Annotated in this window: 17 protein-coding genes; 8 read left to right on the top strand and 9 right to left on the bottom strand. The window is 65.5% G+C overall.

Annotation, left to right across the window (positions count from 1 at the left end; genetic code table 11):
• Positions 1 to 28 precede the first annotated feature (28 nt).
• On the bottom strand, positions 29 to 1,105 hold the full coding sequence (mtnA, locus tag QMX96_RS14430; protein ID WP_043862675.1) for an S-methyl-5-thioribose-1-phosphate isomerase: 1,077 nt from the start codon (positions 1,103 to 1,105) through the stop codon (positions 29 to 31).
• 109 nt (positions 1,106 to 1,214) lie between these two features.
• On the opposite strand from mtnA, the gene QMX96_RS14425 reads away from it, so the two are divergent.
• From QMX96_RS14425 to QMX96_RS14410, 4 genes are all read left to right on the top strand, one after another.
• A complete protein-coding gene (locus QMX96_RS14425; RefSeq protein ID WP_282361955.1) occupies positions 1,215 to 2,546 on the top strand; it encodes a TRZ/ATZ family hydrolase in 1,332 nt (443 codons plus the stop codon).
• A gap of 61 nt (positions 2,547 to 2,607) precedes the next feature.
• Complete coding sequence (gene ubiG / locus QMX96_RS14420; protein ID WP_043862673.1) at positions 2,608 to 3,306, top strand: bifunctional 2-polyprenyl-6-hydroxyphenol methylase/3-demethylubiquinol 3-O-methyltransferase UbiG; 699 nt, start codon at positions 2,608 to 2,610, stop codon at positions 3,304 to 3,306.
• 2 nt (positions 3,307 to 3,308) lie between these two features.
• Positions 3,309 to 3,980, top strand: coding sequence for an N-acetylmuramic acid 6-phosphate phosphatase MupP (gene mupP, locus QMX96_RS14415; protein ID WP_123752758.1), 672 nt, complete (start codon positions 3,309 to 3,311; stop codon positions 3,978 to 3,980).
• Between the two features lie 113 nt (positions 3,981 to 4,093).
• Entirely contained in the window at positions 4,094 to 4,834 is a 741-nt protein-coding gene (locus tag QMX96_RS14410; RefSeq protein WP_088514046.1) for a YciK family oxidoreductase, read from the top strand.
• A gap of 3 nt (positions 4,835 to 4,837) precedes the next feature.
• Here QMX96_RS14410 and QMX96_RS14405 read toward each other — a convergent pair whose 3' ends face one another.
• From QMX96_RS14405 to QMX96_RS14375, 7 genes are all read right to left on the bottom strand, one after another.
• Positions 4,838 to 5,641, bottom strand: coding sequence for an iron-containing redox enzyme family protein (locus QMX96_RS14405; RefSeq protein WP_282361954.1), 804 nt, complete (start codon positions 5,639 to 5,641; stop codon positions 4,838 to 4,840).
• Positions 5,642 to 5,679: 38 nt separating this feature from the next.
• A complete protein-coding gene (locus QMX96_RS14400; RefSeq protein ID WP_088514045.1) occupies positions 5,680 to 8,139 on the bottom strand; it encodes an EAL domain-containing protein in 2,460 nt (819 codons plus the stop codon).
• Between the two features lie 122 nt (positions 8,140 to 8,261).
• On the bottom strand, positions 8,262 to 10,094 hold the full coding sequence (locus tag QMX96_RS14395) for an ABC transporter ATP-binding protein (protein WP_043862669.1): 1,833 nt from the start codon (positions 10,092 to 10,094) through the stop codon (positions 8,262 to 8,264).
• Positions 10,087 to 10,719, bottom strand: a complete 633-nt coding sequence (locus tag QMX96_RS14390; protein ID WP_043862668.1) for a DsbA family protein — start codon at positions 10,717 to 10,719, stop codon at positions 10,087 to 10,089. Before QMX96_RS14390 ends, QMX96_RS14395 begins: the two co-directional genes overlap by 8 nt.
• Before the next feature lie 3 nt (positions 10,720 to 10,722).
• On the bottom strand, positions 10,723 to 11,658 hold the full coding sequence (locus tag QMX96_RS14385; protein ID WP_282361953.1) for a rhodanese-related sulfurtransferase: 936 nt from the start codon (positions 11,656 to 11,658) through the stop codon (positions 10,723 to 10,725).
• Between the two features lie 109 nt (positions 11,659 to 11,767).
• Positions 11,768 to 12,067: a BolA family protein gene (locus tag QMX96_RS14380; RefSeq protein WP_043862666.1), complete on the bottom strand. Its 300-nt coding sequence runs from the start codon at positions 12,065 to 12,067 to the stop codon at positions 11,768 to 11,770.
• A 12-nt stretch (positions 12,068 to 12,079) separates the two neighbouring features.
• Positions 12,080 to 12,607: a DUF2059 domain-containing protein gene (locus tag QMX96_RS14375; protein WP_043862665.1), complete on the bottom strand. Its 528-nt coding sequence runs from the start codon at positions 12,605 to 12,607 to the stop codon at positions 12,080 to 12,082.
• A 154-nt stretch (positions 12,608 to 12,761) separates the two neighbouring features.
• On the opposite strand from QMX96_RS14375, the gene QMX96_RS14370 reads away from it, so the two are divergent.
• Positions 12,762 to 14,156, top strand: a complete 1,395-nt coding sequence (locus tag QMX96_RS14370; RefSeq protein WP_282361952.1) for a class II fumarate hydratase — start codon at positions 12,762 to 12,764, stop codon at positions 14,154 to 14,156.
• 97 nt (positions 14,157 to 14,253) lie between these two features.
• Here the strand turns inward: QMX96_RS14370 and pap are convergent, their stop codons facing one another.
• Entirely contained in the window at positions 14,254 to 15,744 is a 1,491-nt protein-coding gene (gene pap, locus QMX96_RS14365) for a polyphosphate:AMP phosphotransferase (RefSeq protein ID WP_282361951.1), read from the bottom strand.
• A 100-nt stretch (positions 15,745 to 15,844) separates the two neighbouring features.
• Here pap and mnmC point away from each other — a divergent pair, with 100 nt between their 5' ends.
• The 3 genes from mnmC (at position 15,845) to ngg (ending at position 21,489) form a co-directional block, all read left to right on the top strand.
• Complete coding sequence (gene mnmC, locus QMX96_RS14360; protein ID WP_282361950.1) at positions 15,845 to 17,848, top strand: bifunctional tRNA (5-methylaminomethyl-2-thiouridine)(34)-methyltransferase MnmD/FAD-dependent 5-carboxymethylaminomethyl-2-thiouridine(34) oxidoreductase MnmC; 2,004 nt, start codon at positions 15,845 to 15,847, stop codon at positions 17,846 to 17,848.
• A gap of 104 nt (positions 17,849 to 17,952) precedes the next feature.
• Complete coding sequence (locus QMX96_RS14355) at positions 17,953 to 19,740, top strand: N-acetylglutaminylglutamine amidotransferase (RefSeq protein WP_043862661.1); 1,788 nt, start codon at positions 17,953 to 17,955, stop codon at positions 19,738 to 19,740.
• Between the two features lie 3 nt (positions 19,741 to 19,743).
• Positions 19,744 to 21,489, top strand: a complete 1,746-nt coding sequence (gene ngg, locus QMX96_RS14350; RefSeq protein WP_058541030.1) for an N-acetylglutaminylglutamine synthetase — start codon at positions 19,744 to 19,746, stop codon at positions 21,487 to 21,489.
• Positions 21,490 to 21,504: the final 15 nt, after the last annotated feature.

The following is a 21,504-nucleotide window of genomic DNA, read 5'->3' as shown; positions in this document are numbered from 1 at the left end:
CTTGCCGGCAAAGGGCGCGGCGCGGACTTCAATGCAACCGCTTGCGGCACATCAACTGCGCCATCTTGGCCGCGTCCGGACGCTCGACAATGCCCTTTTCGGTCACGATCACGTCGATCAGGTCTGCCGGCGTCACATCGAACACCGGATTGAAGGCCTCTACCCCGGCCCCGACCCGTTCGCCGCCCACCTCCAGCAGCTCGCTGACATCCCGCTCCTCGAGCATCACCTCCTCGCCACTGGCCAGGTTGAGGTCGATGCTCGAACTGGGCGCCACCACCATGAAGCGAACCCCATGGTGCATGGCATTGACCGCCAGCTGGTAGGTGCCGATCTTGCTGACCACGTCGCCATTGGCAGTGATGCGGTCGGCGCCGACGATCACCCAGGTGATGCCCTTGGTCTTCATCAGGTGCGCGGCGGCGGAATCGACGCCGATGGTCACCGGCACCCCTTCACCGGCAAGCTCCCAGGCGGTCAGCCGCGACCCTTGCAGCCAGGGCCGGGTCTCGGCCACGTACACCCGCTCCACCATGCCTTCCAGGTACGCGGCGCGAATCACCCCCAGCGCAGTGCCGAACCCGCCCGTGGCCAGCGCGCCGGCATTGCAGTGGGTGAGGATGGCCTGCTCGCTGCCCTGATGCCTGCGAATCAGCTCGGCGCCCAGCTGGGCCATGGTCAGGTTGGCTTCACGGTCGCTCTCGTGAATGGCCTCGGCTTCGGCCAGCATGATCGCCAGCACGTCATCCCCGGCCTTGATCCGCAACAGCCGCTCGCGCATGCGGTTCAGTGCCCAGAACAGGTTGACGGCGGTGGGACGGGCTTCGCCCAGCAGCTCGAAGTCCTCTTCCAGAGCCATTTCCCAGTCATCGCCATCCGCCAGGCGCTGGCGCAGCGCCAGCACCAGGCCATAGGCCGCACTGATGCCGATGGCCGGGGCGCCGCGCACCACCATGGTGCGGATGGCCTCGGCCACCCCGACGGCGTCGTTATACGCCAGCCAGCGCTGCTCGAACGGCAGCGCACGCTGGTCGAGCAGATACAGGGCACCATCCCGCCAATCGATGGCCGTCACCTTCTCCGCAGCCAACAGTCGATCGCGCATGCCTCACCCCGTCATTCGGACATCAAAAGCGCACGATTATAACGAGCCCCAGCCGCGGACGCTCGGGTATACTTCGCCCCCACCTTCCGCGATACCGGGATTTTCGCACATGCCCAAGCCTGCCCCTCCCCTCGACCTGTTGCTCCTGCCCTCGTGGCTGGTGCCCGTCGAACCGGCCGGGGTGGTTCTCAAGGGCCACGGCATCGGTATCCGCGACGGCCTGATCGTCTTCATCGGCCCGCGCGAAGACGCCCTGCGCCTGCAGGCCACCGAGGTGCGCGAGCTGCCCGGCTGCCTGCTCGCCCCCGGCCTGATCAACGCCCACGGCCACGCCGCGATGACGCTGTTTCGCGGCCTGGCCGACGACTTGCCGCTGATGACCTGGCTGCAGGAGCACATCTGGCCCGCCGAAGCCCGCTGGGTCGATGAAGCCTTCGTGCGTGACGGCACCAACCTGGCCATTGCCGAACAGCTCAAGGGTGGCATCACCTGCTTCTCGGACATGTACTTCTTCCCCAAGATCGCCAGCGAATGCGTGCACGACAGCGGCATGCGCGCGCAGATCGCAGTGCCGTTGCTGGACTTCCCGATTCCCGGCGCCCGCACCTTCGACGAAGGCCTGCACCTGGGCGTGGAGCTGTTCGGCGACCTGCGCCACCATCCGCGCATCACCGTGGCCCTGGGCCCGCACGCACCGTACACGGTCAGCGACGCCAACCTGGAAAAGGTCCGGGTGATCGCCGAAGAGCTGGACGCGCCGGTGCACATGCACCTGCACGAGACCGCCTTCGAGGTGCAGCAGTCCATCGACCAGTGCGGCGAGCGGCCATTGGCGCGCCTGGCACGCATCGGCCTGTTGGGCCCGCGCCTGCAGGCCGTGCACATGACCCAGGTCAGCGACGACGACCTGGCCCTGCTGGTAGAAAGCAACACCAGCGTGGTGCACTGCCCCGAATCCAACCTCAAGCTGGCCAGCGGCTTCTGCCCGGTGGAACGCCTGTGGCAGGCTGGCGTCAACGTAGCCATAGGCACCGATGGCGCCGCCAGCAACAACGACCTCGACCTGCTGGGCGAAACCCGTACAGCGGCCCTGCTGGCCAAGGCCGTGTCAGGTTCGGCCAGCGCCCTGGATGCCCATCGCGCCTTGCGCATGGCAACCCTCAACGGCGCCCGCACCCTGGGCCTGGAGGCCGTAACCGGCTCGCTGGAGCTGGGCAAGGCTGCCGACCTGGTGGCATTCGACCTGTCGGGCCTGGCCCAGCAGCCGATCTACGACCCGGTCTCGCAACTGGTGTATGCCAGCGGGCGGGACTGCGCAAGACATGTCTGGGTGGCCGGCCGGCAACTGCTCGATGAGCGCCGCCTCACCCGGCTCGACGAACAGGCCCTGCATGCCAGCGCCTGTGACTGGGGCCAGCGCATCGGCGGCCAGCACGAATAACCCGTCGGCAGCCACGGCTGCCGACCTGTAGCGAATTATCAAAGTTTCTGAGGACCGTTCCATGAGCAACGTCGACCACGCCGAAATCGCCAAATTCGAAGCCCTGGCCCACCGCTGGTGGGACCGCGAGAGCGAATTCAAGCCACTGCACGACATCAATCCACTGCGGGTCAACTGGGTCGACGAGCGTGTCAAGCTGGCCGGCAAGAAAGTGCTCGACGTCGGTTGCGGCGGCGGCATTCTCAGCGAGGCCATGGCCCTGCGGGGTGCCACCGTCACCGGCATCGACATGGGTGAAGCGCCGCTGGCCGTCGCCCGCCTGCACCAGCTGGAGTCCGGCGTCGAGGTGGAATACCGGCAGATCACCGCCGAAGCCCTGGCCGAGGAAATGCCCGAGCAGTTCGACGTGGTCACCTGCCTGGAGATGCTCGAGCACGTACCCGACCCCTCCTCGGTGATCCGCGCCTGCTACCGCATGGTCAAGCCCGGTGGCCAGGTATTCTTCTCCACCATCAACCGCAACCCCAAGGCCTACCTGTTCGCCATCATCGGTGCGGAATACATCATGAAGCTGCTGCCGCGCGGCACCCATGACTTCAAGAAATTCATCCGACCGTCCGAACTGGGCGCCTGGAGCCGCGAAGCGGGCCTGAGCGTCAAGGACATCATCGGCCTGACCTACAACCCGCTGACCAAGCACTACAAACTGGCCAGCGACGTCGACGTCAACTACATGATCCAGACCCTGCGCGAGGAATGAGCATGCGTTTGCGAGCAGTACTTTTCGACATGGACGGCACCCTGCTCGACACGGCGCCGGATTTCATCGCCATCTGCCAGGCCATGCTGGCCGACCGCAGCCTTCCGGCAATCGACGACGAACGGATTCGCGAGGTGATTTCCGGTGGCGCCCGAGCCATGGTCGCCGCCGCGTTCGCGATGAACCCCGAAGCCCCCGAGTTCGAGGCGCTGCGCCTGGAATTCCTCGAGCGCTACCAGAAGGATTGCGCGGTGCACAGCAAGCTGTTCGACGGCATGGCCGAGCTGCTGGCCGACATCGAAAAAGGCAACCTGCTGTGGGGCGTGGTCACCAACAAGCCGGTACGCTTCGCAGAGCCGATCATGCAGCAGCTGGGCCTGGCCGAGCGTTCGTCGCTGCTGATCTGCCCGGATCACGTGAAGAACAGCAAGCCCGACCCCGAGCCGCTGATCCTGGCCTGCAAGACCCTGAACCTGGACCCGGCCAGCGTGCTGTTCGTGGGTGACGACCTGCGCGACATCGAGTCGGGCCGCGACGCCGGCACCCGCACCGCAGCGGTGCGCTACGGCTATATTCATCCAGAGGACAACCCCAACAACTGGGGCGCGGACGTGGTGGTCGATCATCCGCTGGACCTGCGCAAGGTGCTCGACAGCGCCCTGTGCGGCTGCTGATCGCCGACACCCGCCAAAAGCTTCGCCGGCACGGCCGACTCCTGCAACACCGCATCGATTTGTAGGAGCCGGCCGTGCCGGCGAATGCCTCACCACGATCTCGAGGGAATCCCATGTTCGACTACACCGCCCGCCCCGGCCTGCTAAACGGTCGGGTCATCCTGGTCACCGGCGCCGGTCGCGGCATCGGCGCCGCTGCTGCCAAGGCCTACGCCGCCCATGGCGCCACGGTACTGCTGCTGGGCAAGACCGAAGCCAACCTCAACGAGGTGTACGACCAGATCACCGCAGCCGGCCATCCGGCACCGGTGGTTGTGCCCTTCAACCTCGAAACCGCCCTGCCCCATCAGTACGATGAGCTGGCAGTGATGGTGGAAAACGAATTCGGTCGTCTCGACGGGCTGCTGCACAACGCCTCCATCATCGGCCCGCGTACCCCGCTGGAGCAGTTGTCGGGCGAGAACTTCATGCGCGTCATGCACATCAACGTCAACGCCATGTTCATGCTCACCAGCACCCTGCTGCCGCTGCTCAAGCTGTCTGAGGATGCCTCGGTGGTGTTCACCTCCAGCAGCGTCGGTCGCAAGGGCCGGGCCTACTGGGGTGCCTATGGCGTATCGAAATTCGCCACCGAAGGCCTGATGCAGACCCTCGCCGACGAGCTGGAGAACGTTGCCCCCGTGCGCGCCAACAGCGTCAACCCGGGCGCCACACGCACCAGCATGCGCGCCCAGGCCTACCCTGCCGAGGCACCGGAGAACAACCCGCTGCCCGAGCAGATCATGCCGGTCTACCTCTACCTGATGGGCCCGGACAGCAAGGGCATCAACGGCCAGGCGCTCAACGCGCAGTAGGCCTCAGGCGCCGACCAGGGCCGAGCGTGACCGGGCAGTGGAGCCCGGCTCGGCCTGTGGGGACTGCTCCAACTGCAGACAGCGCTCCAGAAACAGGTACATGTAGTCGTAGCTCTTGCAGATCGCACGACGCAGCTGGGTCTGCAGCGCCTGTGGTGGGTTGTTGCCCGCCAGCGTGCAGATGATCTCCAACGCCTCCCAAGGGTGCTCGTCGTCATACTGCGCGTGCATCCTCAGCCACTTCATGGCGCGCTTGCGCCCGCTTTCGGGAAAGCCGTTGGCGTAGGTATCCGTCGAACACACCAGCGCCGACCACTCCCCCACCGCGCCTTCGATCGCATAGTTGGTCGCGGCCATGGCCACGATCAGCGAATCGGCTGCACAGGTATGCCAGCACCAGTCACTCAGCGCCTGCAACTCGGCCGGCACGTTCTGCTCGTTCAGATCGTCCAGGCTGACCCCGTGCGCCTGGGCCCAGTGCACCCAGTAGTCGGCATGGTTGAGCTCGACACGGATATTGCGCATCAGCCAGCGACGCGCCATGTCTTCCCCCGGGTGGCGGGCAAAACTGGTCTTGGCAAGGTTCTGCGCCATGTATACCGAAAACTGTTCGACTACCGGCCAGCCGCCGATCAGATACTGGCGCAGGGTGCGCTGGCTCAGCTTGCCGTCGCGCAGGCGGTGATAGATTTCATGCTCTACCACCCGCTGCTTGCTCGCACTGCAATCCTCGATCAGTTTCTGAGCCCAGAGTGGATAACTTTGCGCGTCCATCAATGGACCCACTCGCTCAAATGCATCAATCACTGTCATATCCCTACATCCTTGTGATTTGAAGTGAACGTTCAGCGAAACGTCCCCGGCGTCTTGAACAGCAAGGGCCGAGAGCGGATACGCCGGCGTTGCAAGCTTTCACAGGTGAACACCTGCGGCCGCTCGATCAGGTAGCCCTGGGCGTAATCGACACCAATTTCATGCAGCGCCTGTTCGATCAGGGGCGTCTCGACAAACTCGGCAATGGTGCGCTTGCCCATGACGTGGCCAATATGGTTGATCACTTCGACCATAGCCCGGTTAATAGGATCGTCAAGCATGTCCTTGACGAAACTCCCGTCGATTTTCAGGAAGTCCACGGGCAAGTGTTTGAGGTAGGCAAACGACGACATGCCGGCGCAGAAGTCGTCCAGAGAAAAGTGGCAACCCAGCCCTTTCAATTCGTTGATGAAACGAATGGCGCTGCCCAGGTTGGCAATCGCACTGGTTTCGGTGATCTCGAAACAGATCATTTCAGGCGGTATGGCGTACTCGACGAACTGACGCTGCAGATAATCCAGAAACTTGTCATCGCCGATACTGCTGCCCGACAGGTTGATGGCGCACATTGCCAATGGCCCCTTTCGCCCCTCGTCCAGCGCCTGGCGAATCACCTTGAACACTCTGTTCACCACCCAGCGATCCAGGGCCATCATTAGCCCATAGCGTTCGGCGGCCGGGATGAAGCTGTCGGGCAGGATGATGCGCCCGCTCTCATCATGCAGGCGCAGCAGTATTTCCAGATGACCGGCATCCGACTCACCGGCCGCCAGTGGCGCGATTTCCTGGGCATACAGGCAGAAGCGGTCTTCCTCCAGGGCGATGTGCAGGCGTTGGATCCAGGCCATCTCGCCAAAGCGCATGGACAGCTCGGTGTCGTCTGGGTGGTACACCTGCACCCGGTTGCGCCCCTTCTCCTTGGCCATGTAGCACGCCATGTCGGCCGCACGCAGCGAGGCCTCCAGCGTATGGGGTGCCAGTTGCAGGTGGACCAGGCCCACGCTCACGGTGGTCATGAACGGGCGCCCCTTCCACACGAAGTGCAGGCTCTGCACGGTCTGGCGCAGGTTCTCGGCAATGCGCTCGGCCTGCTCGGGCAGGCAGTTCTCCAGCAGGATACCGAACTCGTCGCCGCCCAGGCGCGCCAGGGTATCGCCCTCGCGAACGCCCGCCTGCAGCACCGCGCAAATGTGACGCAGCAATTCGTCGCCCGCCGCATGGCCACAGGTGTCGTTGACCAGCTTGAACTGATCCAGGTCCAGAAACAGCAGGGTGTGGCGCGCCGCCTGGCGGCCCAGGTCGCCCAGTGCCAGCTCCAGCCGGTATTCGAATTCGCGCCGGTTGGCCAGCCCGGTGAGGGCATCATGGGTGGCCTGCCACGACAGGTTGGCGATGTACTGGCGCTCCTGGGTCATGTCGTGCAGCACCAGCACGATGCCGCTGACCTGACCGTCACTGATGATCGGCGAGCCCACCAGGGCCACCGACACCGTGCTGCCGTCCAGCCGCTGGATCAGCTTGGCGTGCTCGCTGCCGCCCTTGAGGGTACCGCTCAGAATGCGCTCGGTAAGGGACAGGCTGTCTTTTTCGGCGTTGTCGTCCAGCAGGCTGAACAGCGCCGCCAGCGGCAGGCCCTGGGCCTGTCCGGCGCTCCAGTGGGTCAACTGCTCGGCGGCAGGGTTCATGTAGGCGATACAGCCCTCGACATCGGTGGTGATCACCCCATCGCCAATCGACTGCAAGGTGATCTGCGCCCGATCCTTCTCCACCTGCAGGGCGCTGGCAAAGGCCTGCCGCTGCGCCAGCAGCTTGTGCGTACGCAGGCAGGCCAGCGCAATCAGAAACAGTGCCGTAGCCAGGTTGACCACCAGCAGCAGGCGCAACAGCATGCGCGATCCTTCGCCCAGTGCATCGCTGAACGCCATGGCAGCGGGGGTTACCGCGTCGTTGATCGCGGCGATCTCACCCTTCCAGGCTGCAACCCGCTGCGCAGTGACATTCCCGGTGACGATACCTTGGTGGATCCGGTTGGCCAGCGCATCCAGCTGCTGCAGGTAGTCGTCCCCCACCGACCAGCGTTCGATGGCGCGTTCCATGTAGCTGACATGACGGAAATTCAGGTAGAGCCAGATGACGCTGTCGATGTCATCCGGGTGGTTGCCGCCCCTGAGGATGCCCTGGCGCGCAGCGGCCAGGTCCAGGGGCTTGGCGTCCAGCGCGGTGCGCAGCTGGTGCCCACCCTGGGGGATGGCGATGGCCTGCCGGTACTTCTGGTAGGCCGCCTCGTCGCGGCTGTCGGTATACAGGCTCAGGAAGTAGATGGCGTCCTTCTGCCCCTTGGACCACAGGCTCTCGCCCGCCACATAACCGCGCACGGCCGACAAGGCATAGAGGCTGATGCCCCCCAGCAAGGCCTGGAACAGTACGACCGCCACAAAAGGCCAGATGATGCCCAACAACCTGGGCGCTTCGAGAGTCCGTTTCTGCTTCATGAGGTCCCTTGCAGCAATGCGCAGCCCGATGAGTCTCATCCTGCACAGACACAGCCTAGGCCATTTGCCACCTGCCATCAGGCCCTTTTTCACCTGTACAACAGTTGTACAGTAGAAGGCCCTCAGCTCTGTTGCAAATGCCCATAGAGCTTGGCGTACAACCCGCCCTCGGCGATCAGCTGCTGGTGACCGCCATCCTCGGCGACATGCCCGCCGTCGAACACCAGCACGCGGTCGGCCTGCTTCACTGCCGACAGGCGGTGAGCGATGATCAGGGTGGTACGGGCACTGAGGAAGCGGCTCAGCGCCTGGTGCAGGTTGTACTCGGTGGCCGCGTCCAGCGCCGAGGTAGCCTCATCGAGAATGACGACCTTGGGCTCGGCCAGCACCATGCGCGCTATCGCCAGACGCTGGCGCTGCCCGCCGGACAGACGCACGCCCGAACGTCCCACCACACTGTCCAGGCCCTGTGGCAGCGCGGCGATGGTGGCGTCGAGCTGGGCAATGCGCAGCGCCTGCCAGCAGGCCTCATCGGTACTCTCGCGGCCCATGGTCAGGTTGGCGCGCACGGTGTCGTTGAACAGCGACGGGTGCTGCAACACCACCGCCACATGCTCGCGCAGGGTTTCCAGGCCGATCTCCTGCAAGGTCGAACCGCCGAAGCGGATGCTGCCGGCCTGGGCGCTGTACAGGCCCAGCAACAGCTGCACCAGGGTGCTCTTGCCGCCGCCGCTGGCGCCGACGATGGCCACCTTCTCGCCGGGTGCGATGGACAGGTTCAACTGGTCCAGCACCGGCTCCTCGCCATAGCCGAAACGCAGCCCGCGCACCTCGATGCCCACGGTGGTCTGCCCCGCGAAAGGGTCGATGCCGCCGGGATACTGCGGCTCGTCGCTGCGCGCCAGCAGCTCGTTGATCCGGCTCAGCGCACCACCTGCCGCGTAGTAGGCGTACTGCAGGTTGAGCAACTGCTCCACCGGGCCGATCATGAACCACAGGTAGCTGAACACCGCCAGCATCTGGCCGATGCTGAGGTCGGAAAACAGCACCGTGAGCATGGCCGCTGCGCGAAAGATGTCGATGCCGAACTGGAACAGCAAGCCACTGGCGCGGCTGCTGGCATCGCTCTTCCATTGCGAGGACACCGCATAGTTGCGCACCTCCTGGGCACGCATGCCCAAGCGCCCGAGAAAGTAGCCCTGGCGGTTGCCGGCACGGATTTCCTGGATCGCATCCAGGGTTTCGGTCAGTGCCTGGGTGAAGCGCGAGGTGCTGTCGTTCTCGAGTTTCTTCAGGTGCTTGACCCGCTTGCCCAACTGCACCGTGGCAAAGATCACCAGCGGGTTGAACAGCAGGATCAACAGCGCCAGCTGCCAGTGCATCCACAACAGGATCGCCGAGGTGCCGGCCAGCGTGAGCATGGCCACCAGAAAGCGGCTGAGGGTTTCACCGACGAACTTGTCCACGGTGTCCAGATCGGTGACCAGGTGCGTGGTCACCGTACCGCTGCCCAGGCTCTCGTACTCGCTCAGCGAGATGCGCTTGAGCCGCTCGATCAGGCGGATGCGCAGCCGGTAGACGATGTCCTTGGCCAGCCCGGCGAACAGCTTGGCCTGCACCACGTTGAAAGCCAGTGCCGCACAGCGCAGCGTCAGGGTGAAGACCAGCATCAGGCCGATGTAGCCGGCCGCCACCTGCCAGCTGGCGGGCAGCAGGTTGTTCATCCACTTGAGCGCCGCATCGCCGTGCCCCAGCAGCACTTCGTCGACCAGCAACGGCAGCAGCAGCGGAATCGGCACACTGCACAGGGCCGCCAGCACGGCCACGCCGTTGGCAGTCCACAGGGCTTTCTTGTGGTGTTGCGCCAGGCGCCGGATCTCGGCCCAGCTCAAGCGATCGACAGGTGCCGGCGTCGGCCCGGGCACCGGGTCGGGGGAGCCAGGCAGGTCAAGCATTGACCGCATGCTCCAGCCAGCGCCCCAGCAGCGGCTGCAGCGCCCCCAGGGCCTGGTAGCCGTTGGTCAGCAGGGCCAGTTGGCCATTGCGCTCGGCGAGCAGGGTCGGGAAGCCCGCGATGCCCAGGTCCTGCACCCAGGTGAAGTCGGCGGCGGTGGCGCTGCGGGTGTCGCCGCTGCTGAAGGCCTCGGCGAAGGCGGCGCGGTCGAAACCGGCCTGCTCGGCCAGCTCCACCAGCTTGACCGGCAGGGTCACGTCTTCGCTGCGCTGGTAGAACGCCTGCTGGATCATCCCCAGCAGCGTCCAGGCCCGCTGCGGGTCGAGGCTGCGTGCAGCCACCAGCGCGCGGCAGGCAGGTTCGGTGTCGTAGACAAAGCCTTCGGGCATCGCGCCCTCGAGCTGGAACGGCTGGCCAGTGGCCTGGTTGACCGCCTGCCAGTGTTCAAGAATGTAGCGCCGGGTGGAGGCATCCAGCGCACTGCTGCCCGAGCGCAGGCCGCCGGGCACCAGGTGGGTGTCCACGCCGGCCTCGCGCGCCTGCCGTATCAGGGCCTCGGCCACGGGTGCGAAACCCCAGCACCAGGAGCACATCGGGTCCATTACATACAGCAGGCGAGCGGTCATCCATCACACCTCGGCTTTGCGATAGTTGTGGCCGATCGGGTGCGGCATGTTGCGGGCCTTGGCCAACTCGATCTGCTTCTGCCGATCGATGGCGCTGCGCCGGGTCTTCTCGCTCAGGCTGTCCCAGCAATGCGGGCAGCTGATGCCTGGCGAATAATGCTCGGAGGCCCGTTCTTCCACGCTGATCGGGGTACGACAGGCGTGGCACTGGTCGTAGTCGCCTTCGCTGAGGTCGTGACGCACGGTCACGCGGTTGTCGAAGACAAAGCAGTCGCCCTGCCAGCGCGTTTCTTCCTGGGGAACCTCCTCGAGGTACTTCAGGATGCCACCCTTAAGATGATAGACCGCTTCGAAACCCTCGCCGAGCATATAGCTGGAGGCTTTTTCGCAGCGGATGCCACCGGTGCAGAACATCGCCACCTTCTTGTGCCGGGCAGGGTCGAAGTTGGCCTTGATGTACTCGGGAAACTCGCGAAAGGTGGTGGTCTTGGGGTCGATGGCGCCCTCGAAGGTACCAATCGCCACTTCATAGTCGTTGCGGGTGTCGATCAGCAGCACTTCGGGGTCGCTGATCAGCTCGTTCCAGTCCTTGGGCTCGACATAGGTACCGACCGTCCGGTTCGGGTCCACGCCCGGCACGCCGAGGGTCACGATCTCTTTCTTGAGCTTGACCTTGGTGCGGTAGAACGGCTGTTCGTCGCAGTACGATTCCTTGTGATCGATGTCCACCAGGCGCGCATCGCTGCGCAGCCAGGCCAGCAGGCCATCGATGCCTTCGCGGGTACCCGACACGGTGCCGTTGATACCCTCTTCGGCCAGCAGCAGGGTGCCCTTGACCCCGTTGCGCTCCATGGTCTCGAGCAGCGGCTCGCGCAGCTCGACGTAATCTTTCAGGGTGACGAACTTGTACAGCGCCGCCACGACGATAGCTTGGGTCATGCCTTGATTCTCCAGGTGGTCACCCTCGCAAAGGGCGGACCGGGTCGACAATAAAAAACGCGCCGACAGGCGGCGCGTTGCGGATTCTAGCAAAAACCTGAAAGGGATTTCAGTGTTTGCTGCCTCCGGCGCAGGTGGGCGAAGCCGGCGCGCTGCCGACTTTCTGCCATTCCTGCGGGGTGTAGGTATGCAACGCCAGGGCATGGAACTGCCCCATCAGGTCACCCAGGGTGGCGTAGACCTTCTGGTGGCGCTTGACGCTGTTCAAGCCATCGAACTGTTCGCTGACCAGCACGGCCTTGTAGTGGGTCTGCTGGCCCCGGCTGTGCATGTGGCTCTCGTCCAGCACCTCGAGGTGTTGCGGGGCGAGCGCCGCCAGGCTCTGTTCGATCTTCTGCTGCATCGACATGCTGGGCTCCGCTTAAGGTTTCTTGGCCGGTGCGGCCGCCTTGCCGGCGGACGGGTCCAGCTCGTTGGTCATGTCGGCCAACAGCTTGTTGACCACCGGCACGGCGCTTTCAAGCTTCTGCTGGGTCAGCTGGGCCGACTGCTGTGTAACGGCAGGCATCTTTTCCAGGACTTTCTTGCCCAGTGGCGACTGGTAGAAGGCGACCAGGTCCTTGAGCTCGGATTCGCTGAAGGTGCTGGTGTACAGCTTGATCATGTCCGGCTTGAGCTTGTTCCAGCCGATGGCCTGGTCCAGGGCGGCGTTGGCCTTGGCCTGGTAGGTTTCAAGCACGGCCTTTTTGGACGCCGGCGCCTTGGTCTGCTCGAAGCGCTGGGCAAACATCTGCTGCACCTGCATGTAGACCGGGGTACCCAGTTTGTCGGCGTGCGCCATCACCAGGAATTTTTCAGCGCTGGCGTTGTGGCTGGCGGTATCGGCGAGTGCCTGGCCGCTGGCGCAGACCAGCGCGACAGCCGTGCAGAGGGCGCGAAGACGGGTCATCGAAATTCCTTAAAATAAAAAGAGGGCGTACCCAGAGTAGAGCATTCTGCGCCGACTGGGGCAGCCTGCTCAAGAGGGACGACAGGCAATGGAACCGCCATGCCGAATCAGGGCCTAAACTGCGCAAACAAGCCATTGAAGGAGTGCGTACCGCATGAGCCGTATCGAAACTGACAGCCTGGGCCCGGTTGAAGTTCCTGACGAGGCCTACTGGGGTGCCCAGACCCAGCGCTCGCTGATCAACTTTGCCATCGGCAAGGAACGCATGCCGCTGGCGGTACTGCACGCGCTGGTGCTGATCAAGAAAGCCGCAGCGCGGGTCAATGACCGCAACGGCGACCTGCCGGCCGACATCGCCCGCCTGATCGAACAGGCCGCCGACGAGGTGTTGGCCGGCGAGCATGACGACCAGTTCCCGCTGGTGGTGTGGCAGACCGGCAGCGGTACCCAGAGCAACATGAACGCCAACGAAGTGCTGGCCGGGCGCGCCAACGAGCTGGCCGGCAAAGGCCGCGGCGGCAAGGTGCCGGTGCACCCCAACGACCACGTCAACCGCTCACAGAGCTCCAACGACTGTTTCCCGACCGCCATGCACATTGCCGCTGCACAGGCGGTCAACCAGCAACTGCTGCCGGCCATCGCCGAGCTGTCGGGCGGGTTGGCCGAACTGGCCGCACGCCACATGCAACTGGTCAAGACCGGGCGAACCCACATGATGGACGCCACCCCGATCACCTTCGGCCAGGAGGTCTCGGCCTACGTGGCCCAGCTGGACTACGCCCAGCGCGCCATCCGCGCGGCGCTGCCGGCGGTGTGCGAACTGGCCCAGGGCGGTACCGCCGTGGGTACCGGGCTGAACGCGCCGCACGGGTTTGCCGAGGCGATCGCCGCCGAGCTTGCCGCCTTGTCGGGGCTGCCGTTCGTCACCGCGCCCAACAAGTTTGCAGCACTGGCCGGGCACGAGCCGCTGATCACCCTGGCCGGTGCGCTGAAAACCCTGGCCGTGGCCCTGATGAAGCTGGCCAACGACCTGCGCCTGCTCGGCTCCGGGCCGCGCGCGGGGCTGGCCGAGGTGCGCCTGCCGGCCAACGAGCCGGGCAGCTCGATCATGCCCGGCAAGGTCAACCCGACCCAGTGCGAGGCACTGTCGATGCTGGCCTGCCAGGTGCTGGGCAACGACACCACCATCGGCTTTGCCGCCAGCCAGGGCCACCTGCAGCTCAACGTGTTCAAGCCGGTGATCATCCACAACCTGCTGCAGTCGATCGAACTGCTGGCCGATGGCTGCCGCAACTTCCAGCAGCACTGCGTGGCGGGCATCGAGCCGGACCCGCAGCAGATGGCCGAGCACCTGGAGCGCGGGCTGATGCTGGTGACGGCGCTCAACCCGCATATCGGTTACGACAAGTCGGCGCAGATCGCCAAGAAGGCCTACGCCGAAGGCACCACCCTGCGCGAGGCAGCGCTGGAACTGGGGTATCTGACCGATGCGCAGTTCGATGAATGGGTAAGGCCGGAGCAGATGCTCGAGGCCGGCAGCAAAGGCTGAAAAAAGGTCTGCTATGCAGCCGTCGCGGGTCAAGCCGCTCCCACAAGGCTGATGGAGTTCCTGTGGGAGCGGGCTTGCCCCGCGATGCGGCCAATGATCACTTCTTGTCTTTCTTGAACGCCGCCTCCAGCGCCTCGTTGATGGTGCGCAGCACCTTCACTCGCGCCCAACGCTTGTCATTGGCCTCCACCAGCGTCCAGGGCGCCACTTCGGTGCTGGTGCGGTCGACCATGTCGCCCACCGCCTCGGAGTACGCGTCCCACTTGTCGCGGTTGCGCCAGTCTTCCTCGGTGATCTTGAAGCGTTTGAACGGTATCTGCTCGCGCTCCTGAAAACGCTCAAGCTGGGTCTGCTCGTCGATCGACAGCCAGAACTTGACCACCACCACGCCAGCGTCGTGCAGTTGCTCCTCGAAATCGTTGATCTCGCCATAGGCGCGCATCCAGTCGGCCTGGCTGCAAAAGCCCTCGATACGCTCCACCAGCACCCGCCCGTACCACGAGCGGTCGAACACCGTGAACTTGCCGCGCGCCGGAATGTGCCGCCAGAACCGCCACAGGTAGGGCTGCGCCCGCTCCTCCTCGGTAGGGGCGGCAATCGGCACGATGCGGTACTGACGCGGGTCCAGCGCGGCGGCCACGCGCCGAATGGCACCGCCCTTGCCCGCCGCGTCGTTGCCCTCGAACACCGCCACCAGCGCGTGACGACGCATGCGCTTGTCACGCAGCAGGCCCGCCAGACGGGCCTGCTCGACAATCAGCTGCTCCTGGTAGTCGTTCTTGTCCAGACGCAGGGTCATGTCCAGGCTGCCCAGCAGGCTGCGTCCGTCGATGGATTCGCCCAGCGGCGCGATGTTGGTCTGGCGCCCCAGGGTCTTGGCCTTCAAGGCGTTCTGCAGGCCCTCGAGCAGGATCTTGCCCACTGCCAGGCTGCGGTAGTTCGGGTCCACGCCCTCGATGATGTGCCAGGGTGCATAGTCACGGCTGGTGCGGCGCAGCACCCGTTCGCCGAAGCGCACGAACCGGTCATAGGTCTGCGATTGCTGCCAGTCCAGCGGGCTGATCTTCCAGCTGTGCAGCGGGTCATCCTTGAGCGACTTGAGCCGCGCCTTCATCTGCTTCTTGGACAGGTGAAACCAGAACTTGAAGATCAGCGCGCCTTCGTCGCACAGCATCTTTTCCAGCCGTTCGGCACCGTTGATGGCCTGGTCGAGCACCGCGTCCTTGAACTGGCCATGCACCCGCCCCTGCAGCATCTGGCTGTACCAGTTGCCGAAGAAGACGCCCATGCGCCCCTTGCTCGGCAAGGCCCGCCAGTAGCGCCAGGCCGGCGGCCGGGCCAGCTCCTCGTCGGTCTGCTGGTCGAAGGTGCGCACCTCGATCAGGCGCGGGTCCATCCACTCGTTGAGCAGCTTGACGGTTTCGCCCTTGCCGGCCCCCTCGATGCCATTGATCAGCACGATGACCGCAAAGCGAGACTGCTGCTTGAGCTCGAACTGGGCTTCGAGCAAGGCTTCGCGCAACGCCGGCACTTCGGCGTCATAGGTTTCTTTGTCGATGGCGTGACCAATTTCGGCGGATTCGAACATACCAGGCTCCCTTCTTGGATAAGCAAGACTAGCGGATCACGCAGCCCTTTGTCGCAAGGCGATCGGCTAGAATGCACGCTTCGCTGTTGCCGAGCCGAACATGAACGACACCCCCGCCACCCCGACCCAGTACGCCCAGATCGAGTGGGATGAACAGGGCCGCCCGTATTCACGCCAGTACGACGACATCTATTTCTCCAAGGAGCAGAGCCTGGAGGAAACCCGTCATGTGTTCATCGAGCAGAACGACCTGCGCCAGCGCTTCGCCGCGATGGCCGACGGCAGTTGCCTGGTGATCGGGGAAACCGGCTTCGGCACCGGCCTGAACTTCTTCTGCGCCTGGCAGGTGTTCGCCGACTGTGCACCGGCTGGGGCACGCCTGCATTTCGTCAGCGTCGAAAAATACCCCCTCAGCCATGCCGACCTGGCCAAGGCCCTGGCCCTGTGGCCCGAGCTGACGCCGTTCAGCCAGCCACTGCTGGCGCAGTACGTAGCGGTGCACGAAGGTTTCCAGCAGTTCGTCTTCGACCAGGGTCGGGTGACCCTGACCCTGATGATCGGCGATGCGCGGGAACAGCTGCCGCAGTTGGACGCCCCCATCGACGCCTGGTTTCTCGATGGCTTTGCCCCGGCCAAGAATCCCGACATGTGGACCCCCGAGCTGTTCGCCCAGCTCGGACGCCTGTCGGCGCCGGGTGCCACCCTTGGCACCTTCACCAGCACCGGCTGGGTGCGTCGCGGGCTGATTGCGGTGGGCTTCAAGATGAAGCGCATTCCGGGTATCGGCAAAAAATGGGAAGTGCTGCGCGGCGCATTCACCGGCTGGCCCGCCGAGCAAGCGCCGCTCGCGCCGGTTGCCCCATGGTTCGCGCGCCCCGCGCCGCTGGCCGGCCCTCGCGAGGCGCTGGTGATCGGCGCCGGCCTGGCCGGTTGCGCCACCGCCGCCAGCCTGGCGGCGCGCGGCTGGCAGGTACGCCTGCTGGAGCGCCACGCCGCCCCTGCCGGTGAAGCCTCGGGCAACCCCCAGGGCGTGCTGTACCTGAAGCTGTCGGCCCACGGCACCGCACTGTCGCGGCTGATCGTCGCCGGCTTCGGCTACACCCGCCGCCTGCTCGAACAGTTGCAGCGCGGCACCGACTGGGACGCCTGCGGGGTGCTGCAACTGGCCTTCGACGACAAGGAAGACCAGCGCCAGATCAAGCTCGACCAGGCGTTCAGCGACACCCTGCTGCGGCGCCTCGACCAGCCGCAGGCCGAAGCCGTGGCCGGGGTCGGCCTGCCCAGTGGCGGTCTGTACTACCCCGAGGGCGGCTGGGTGCATCCGCCCGCGCTGTGCCAATGGCAGGCCGGGCAACCGAACATCACCCTGCTGCCCCACCATGACGTAGTACAGCTGCGCAAGGTCGACGGCTTGTGGCAGGCATGGGACGGCGAGCGCCTGCTGGCCAGCGCGCTGCTGGTGGTGCTGGCCAGCGCAGCGGACATCCATCGTTTCGAGCCGTGCGCCGAGCTGCCGCTCAAGCGCATCCGCGGGCAGATCACCCGCCTGCCGGCCACCAACGCCAGCCGCGCGCTGGGCACCGTGGTGTGCGCCGACGGTTACGTCGCGCCGCCGCGCCTGGGCGAACACACCCTGGGGGCGAGCTTCGACTTCCACAGCACCGACCTCGCCCCCACCGCTGCCGAACACGCGAGCAACCTGGAGCTGCTGCGGGAAATCTCCGGCGACCTGGCAGAACGCCTTGGCGCTGGCGAGCTGGAACCTGCCAGCCTGCAGGGCCGCGCGGCGTTTCGCTGCACCAGCCCCGACTACCTGCCGATCGTCGGCCCGTTGGCCGACAAGGCGGCGTTCAACCAGGCGTATGCCGTGCTCGGCAAGGACGCGCGACAGCTGCCGGACAGTTCGTGCCCCTGGCTGGAGGGCCTGTATGTGAATAGCGGCCATGGTTCGCGCGGCCTGATCACCGCGCCTCTGGCGGGTGAACTGATCGCCGCCTGGGTCGACAACGCACCCTTGCCGGTGCCGCGCGACGTGGCCGAGGCCTGCCACCCGAATCGTTTCATGTTGCGCGAACTGATACGCGGCAAGGGCAAGCAAGGCTGAAGGCTTATAACAGATTGATCTAAAACTCACAGGATCCGCACCGGTCAGTTCCTATGTGCCCGAATTCAGGGCACCTTCCCCAACGGAAAAACCGGTAAGGACTTATGTGCGGATTAGCTGGAGAGTTTCGTTTCACCCCTGTAGCCAACACACCACGCCCGGCGGACCTGGCCGCGGTCGAACGGATGACCCATCACCTGGCGCCCCGCGGCCCGGATGCCTGGGGCTTCCATAGCCAGGGGCCCATCGCCCTGGGCCACCGACGCCTGAAGATCATGGACCTGTCCGACGGCTCGGCCCAGCCCATGATCGACAGCCAGCTGGGCCTGTCGCTGGCATTCAACGGCGCCATCTACAACTTCCCCGAACTGCGCGCCGAACTCGAAAGCCTGGGCTATGCCTTCTACTCGGACGGCGACACCGAAGTGCTGCTCAAGGGCTACCACGCCTGGGGCGCCGATCTGCTGCCGCGCCTGAACGGCATGTTCGCCCTGGCGATCTGGGAACGTGACAGCCAGCAGCTGTTCCTCGCCCGCGACCGCCTGGGGGTCAAGCCGCTGTACCTGTCGCGCACCGGCGAACGCCTGCGCTTCGCATCGAGCCTGCCGGCCCTGCTCAAGGGTGGCGACATCAACCCGGTGCTCGACCCGGTGGCACTCAACCACTACCTGAACTTCCACGCCGTGGTGCCCGCCCCGCGGACCCTGCTGGCGAACATCGAAAAGCTGCCACCGGCCACCTGGATGCGCATCGACGCCCAGGGCCGCGCCGAGCAGCACGTGTGGTGGAACCTGCACTACGGCCCACGCACCGATGAACAGCACCTGACCCTGGAAGACTGGCGCGACCGCGTGCTCGACAGCACCCGCGAAGCCGTTGCAATCCGTCAGCGCGCGGCCGTGGATGTCGGCGTGCTGCTCTCGGGCGGCGTCGACTCCAGCCTGCTGGTCGGCCTGCTGCGCGAAGTCGGGGTCGAGGACCTGTCGACCTTCTCCATCGGCTTCGAAGATGCCGGCGGCGAACGTGGCGACGAGTTCCAGTATTCGGACCTGATCGCCAAGCACTACGGCACCCGCCACCACCAGTTGCGCATCGACGAGCGCGAAATCATCGAGCAACTGCCGGCCGCGTTCCGCGCCATGAGCGAGCCGATGGTCAGCCACGACTGCATCGCCTTCTACCTGCTCTCGCGGGAAGTGGCCAAGCACTGCAAGGTGGTGCAGAGCGGCCAGGGTGCCGACGAGCTGTTCGCCGGCTACCACTGGTACCCGCAGGTGGACGGCGCCAAGGACCCGTACGCGGCCTACCGCGAGGCCTTCTTCGACCGCAGCTACGACGAGTACCGCGACACCGTACAGCCGGCCTGGCTGCTGGGCAATGACGCCGCCGGCGACTTCGTGCGCCAGCACTTCGCCCAGCCCGGCGCCAGCGCGGCAGTCGACAAGGCCCTGCGCCTGGACAGCACGGTGATGCTGGTCGACGACCCGGTCAAACGGGTCGACAACATGACCATGGCCTGGGGCCTGGAGGCTCGCACGCCGTTCCTCGACTACCGGCTGGTGGAGCTGTCGGCGCGGGTGCCGGCCCAGTTCAAGCTGCCCGATGGCGGCAAGCAGGTGCTCAAGGAAGCCGCGCGACTGGTCATCCCCAGTGAAGTCATCGACCGCAAGAAGGGCTACTTCCCGGTACCGGGCCTCAAGCATCTGCAAGGCGCCACCCTGGACTGGGTACGCGAGCTGCTGCTGGACCCGAGCCAGGACCGCGGCCTGTTCAACCCGGCCATGCTCGACCGCCTGCTCAGCGACCCGCATGGGCAACTGACGCCGCTGCGCGGCTCCAAGCTGTGGCAACTGGCCGCGCTGAACCTGTGGCTCAGCGAACAAGGAATCTGATCGATGAAAGCCCATGCCTCACCCTATGGCCAGCGCCTGCTGCGCGGCCAGGTGCCGTCCTATGAACGCCTGCAGGCGCAACTGGCCGGCGACGGCAGCGACCCGCACGACCAGCCGCGCTGGCTGCATTGCGGTTGGGGCCGGCTGCTGATCGGCCACACCTACCCCGACCCGGCCAGCCTGGCGGCGGCCCTGGCCAAGGAGCAGCCCGGCGAGCGCGATATCGCGCTGTACGTGGCCGCCCCCCAGCAGGTACTGGCCCAGGCGCCGCAACAGCTGTTTCTCGACCCCTCCGACACCTTGCGCCTGTGGTTCAGCGACTACCGCCAGGCGCAGCGGGTGTTTCGCGGCTTTCGTATCCGCCGCGCACAGAGCGACAGCGACTGGGCAGCCATCAACGAGCTGTACGTGGCCCGTGGCATGCTGCCGGTCGACCCGGCGCTGATCACTCCGCGCCACCAGGGCGGCCCGGTGTACTGGCTGGCCGAAGACGAGGACAACGGTGCGGTGATCGGCAGCGTGATGGGCCTGAATCATCAAAAGGCCTTCGACGACCCGGAGCACGGCAGCAGCCTGTGGTGCCTGGCCGTGGACCCCAACTGCACCCGGCCCGGGGTCGGCGAAGTACTGGTACGCCACCTGATCGAACACTTCATGAGCCGCGGGCTGAGCCACCTCGACCTGTCGGTGCTGCACGACAATCGCCAGGCCAAGCGGCTGTACGCCAAGCTGGGCTTTCGCACCCTGCCCACCTTCGCGGTCAAGCGCAAGAACGGCATCAACCAGCCGCTGTTCCTGGGGCCGGGGCCGGAGGCCGGGCTCAACCCCTATGCGCGGATCATCGTCGAGGAAGCCTACAAGCGCGGGATCGATGTGCAGGTGGACGATGCCACCGCCGGGCTGTTCACCCTCAACCACGGCGGACGCCGGGTGCGCTGCCGCGAGTCGCTCAGCGACCTGACCACCGCCGTGAGCATGACCCTGTGCCAGGACAAGAGCCTGACCCACAAGGTACTCGAAGCCGCCGGCCTGAGCCTGCCGGCGCAACAGCTGGCGGGCAACGCCGCCGACAACCTGGCCTTTCTGGAAGACCACGGCGCGGTGGTGGTCAAGCCGCTGGATGGCGAACAGGGCAACGGCGTGGCGGTCAACCTGACCTGCCTGCAAGACCTGGACGCCGCCATCGAGCACGCGCGCCAATACGACAGCCGCGTGCTGCTGGAAAGCTTTCATGAAGGGCTGGACCTGCGCATCGTGGTCATCGGCTACGAGGTGGTGGCCGCAGCGATTCGTCACCCGGCCTCGATCGTCGGCGACGGCCAGCACGCCATCGGTGCGCTGATCGAAGCCCAGAGCCGTAGGCGCCAGGCCGCCACCGGTGGCGAAAGCAAGATCCCGCTCGACGCCGAAACCCAGCGCACCCTGCACGCCGCCGGGGTCGACTACGACACCATTCTGCCCGCCGGCCAGCGCCTGGCCGTACGGCGTACCGCCAACCTGCACACCGGCGGCTGCCTGGAAGACGTCACCGCACGCCTGCACCCGACCCTGGTGGATGCCGCCGTGCGGGCCGCCCGCGCCCTGGACATTCCGGTGGTCGGCCTGGATCTGATGGTCAAGGCCGCCGACCAGCCCGACTACGTGTTCATCGAAGCCAATGAACGGGTCGGCCTGGCCAACCACGAACCCCAACCCACTGCCGAACGCTTCGTCGACCTGCTGTTCCCGCACAGCCGGCCGGTGCCGTGACAACGCCCCACGAGG

This window comes from Pseudomonas sp. PS01300 (genome assembly GCF_029960155.1).
In the GTDB taxonomy this organism is placed as follows: domain Bacteria; phylum Pseudomonadota; class Gammaproteobacteria; order Pseudomonadales; family Pseudomonadaceae; genus Aquipseudomonas; species Aquipseudomonas palmensis.
The sequence above is the reverse complement of the archived record's forward strand: the minus strand, read 5'-3'. Positions and strand labels throughout refer to the sequence as shown.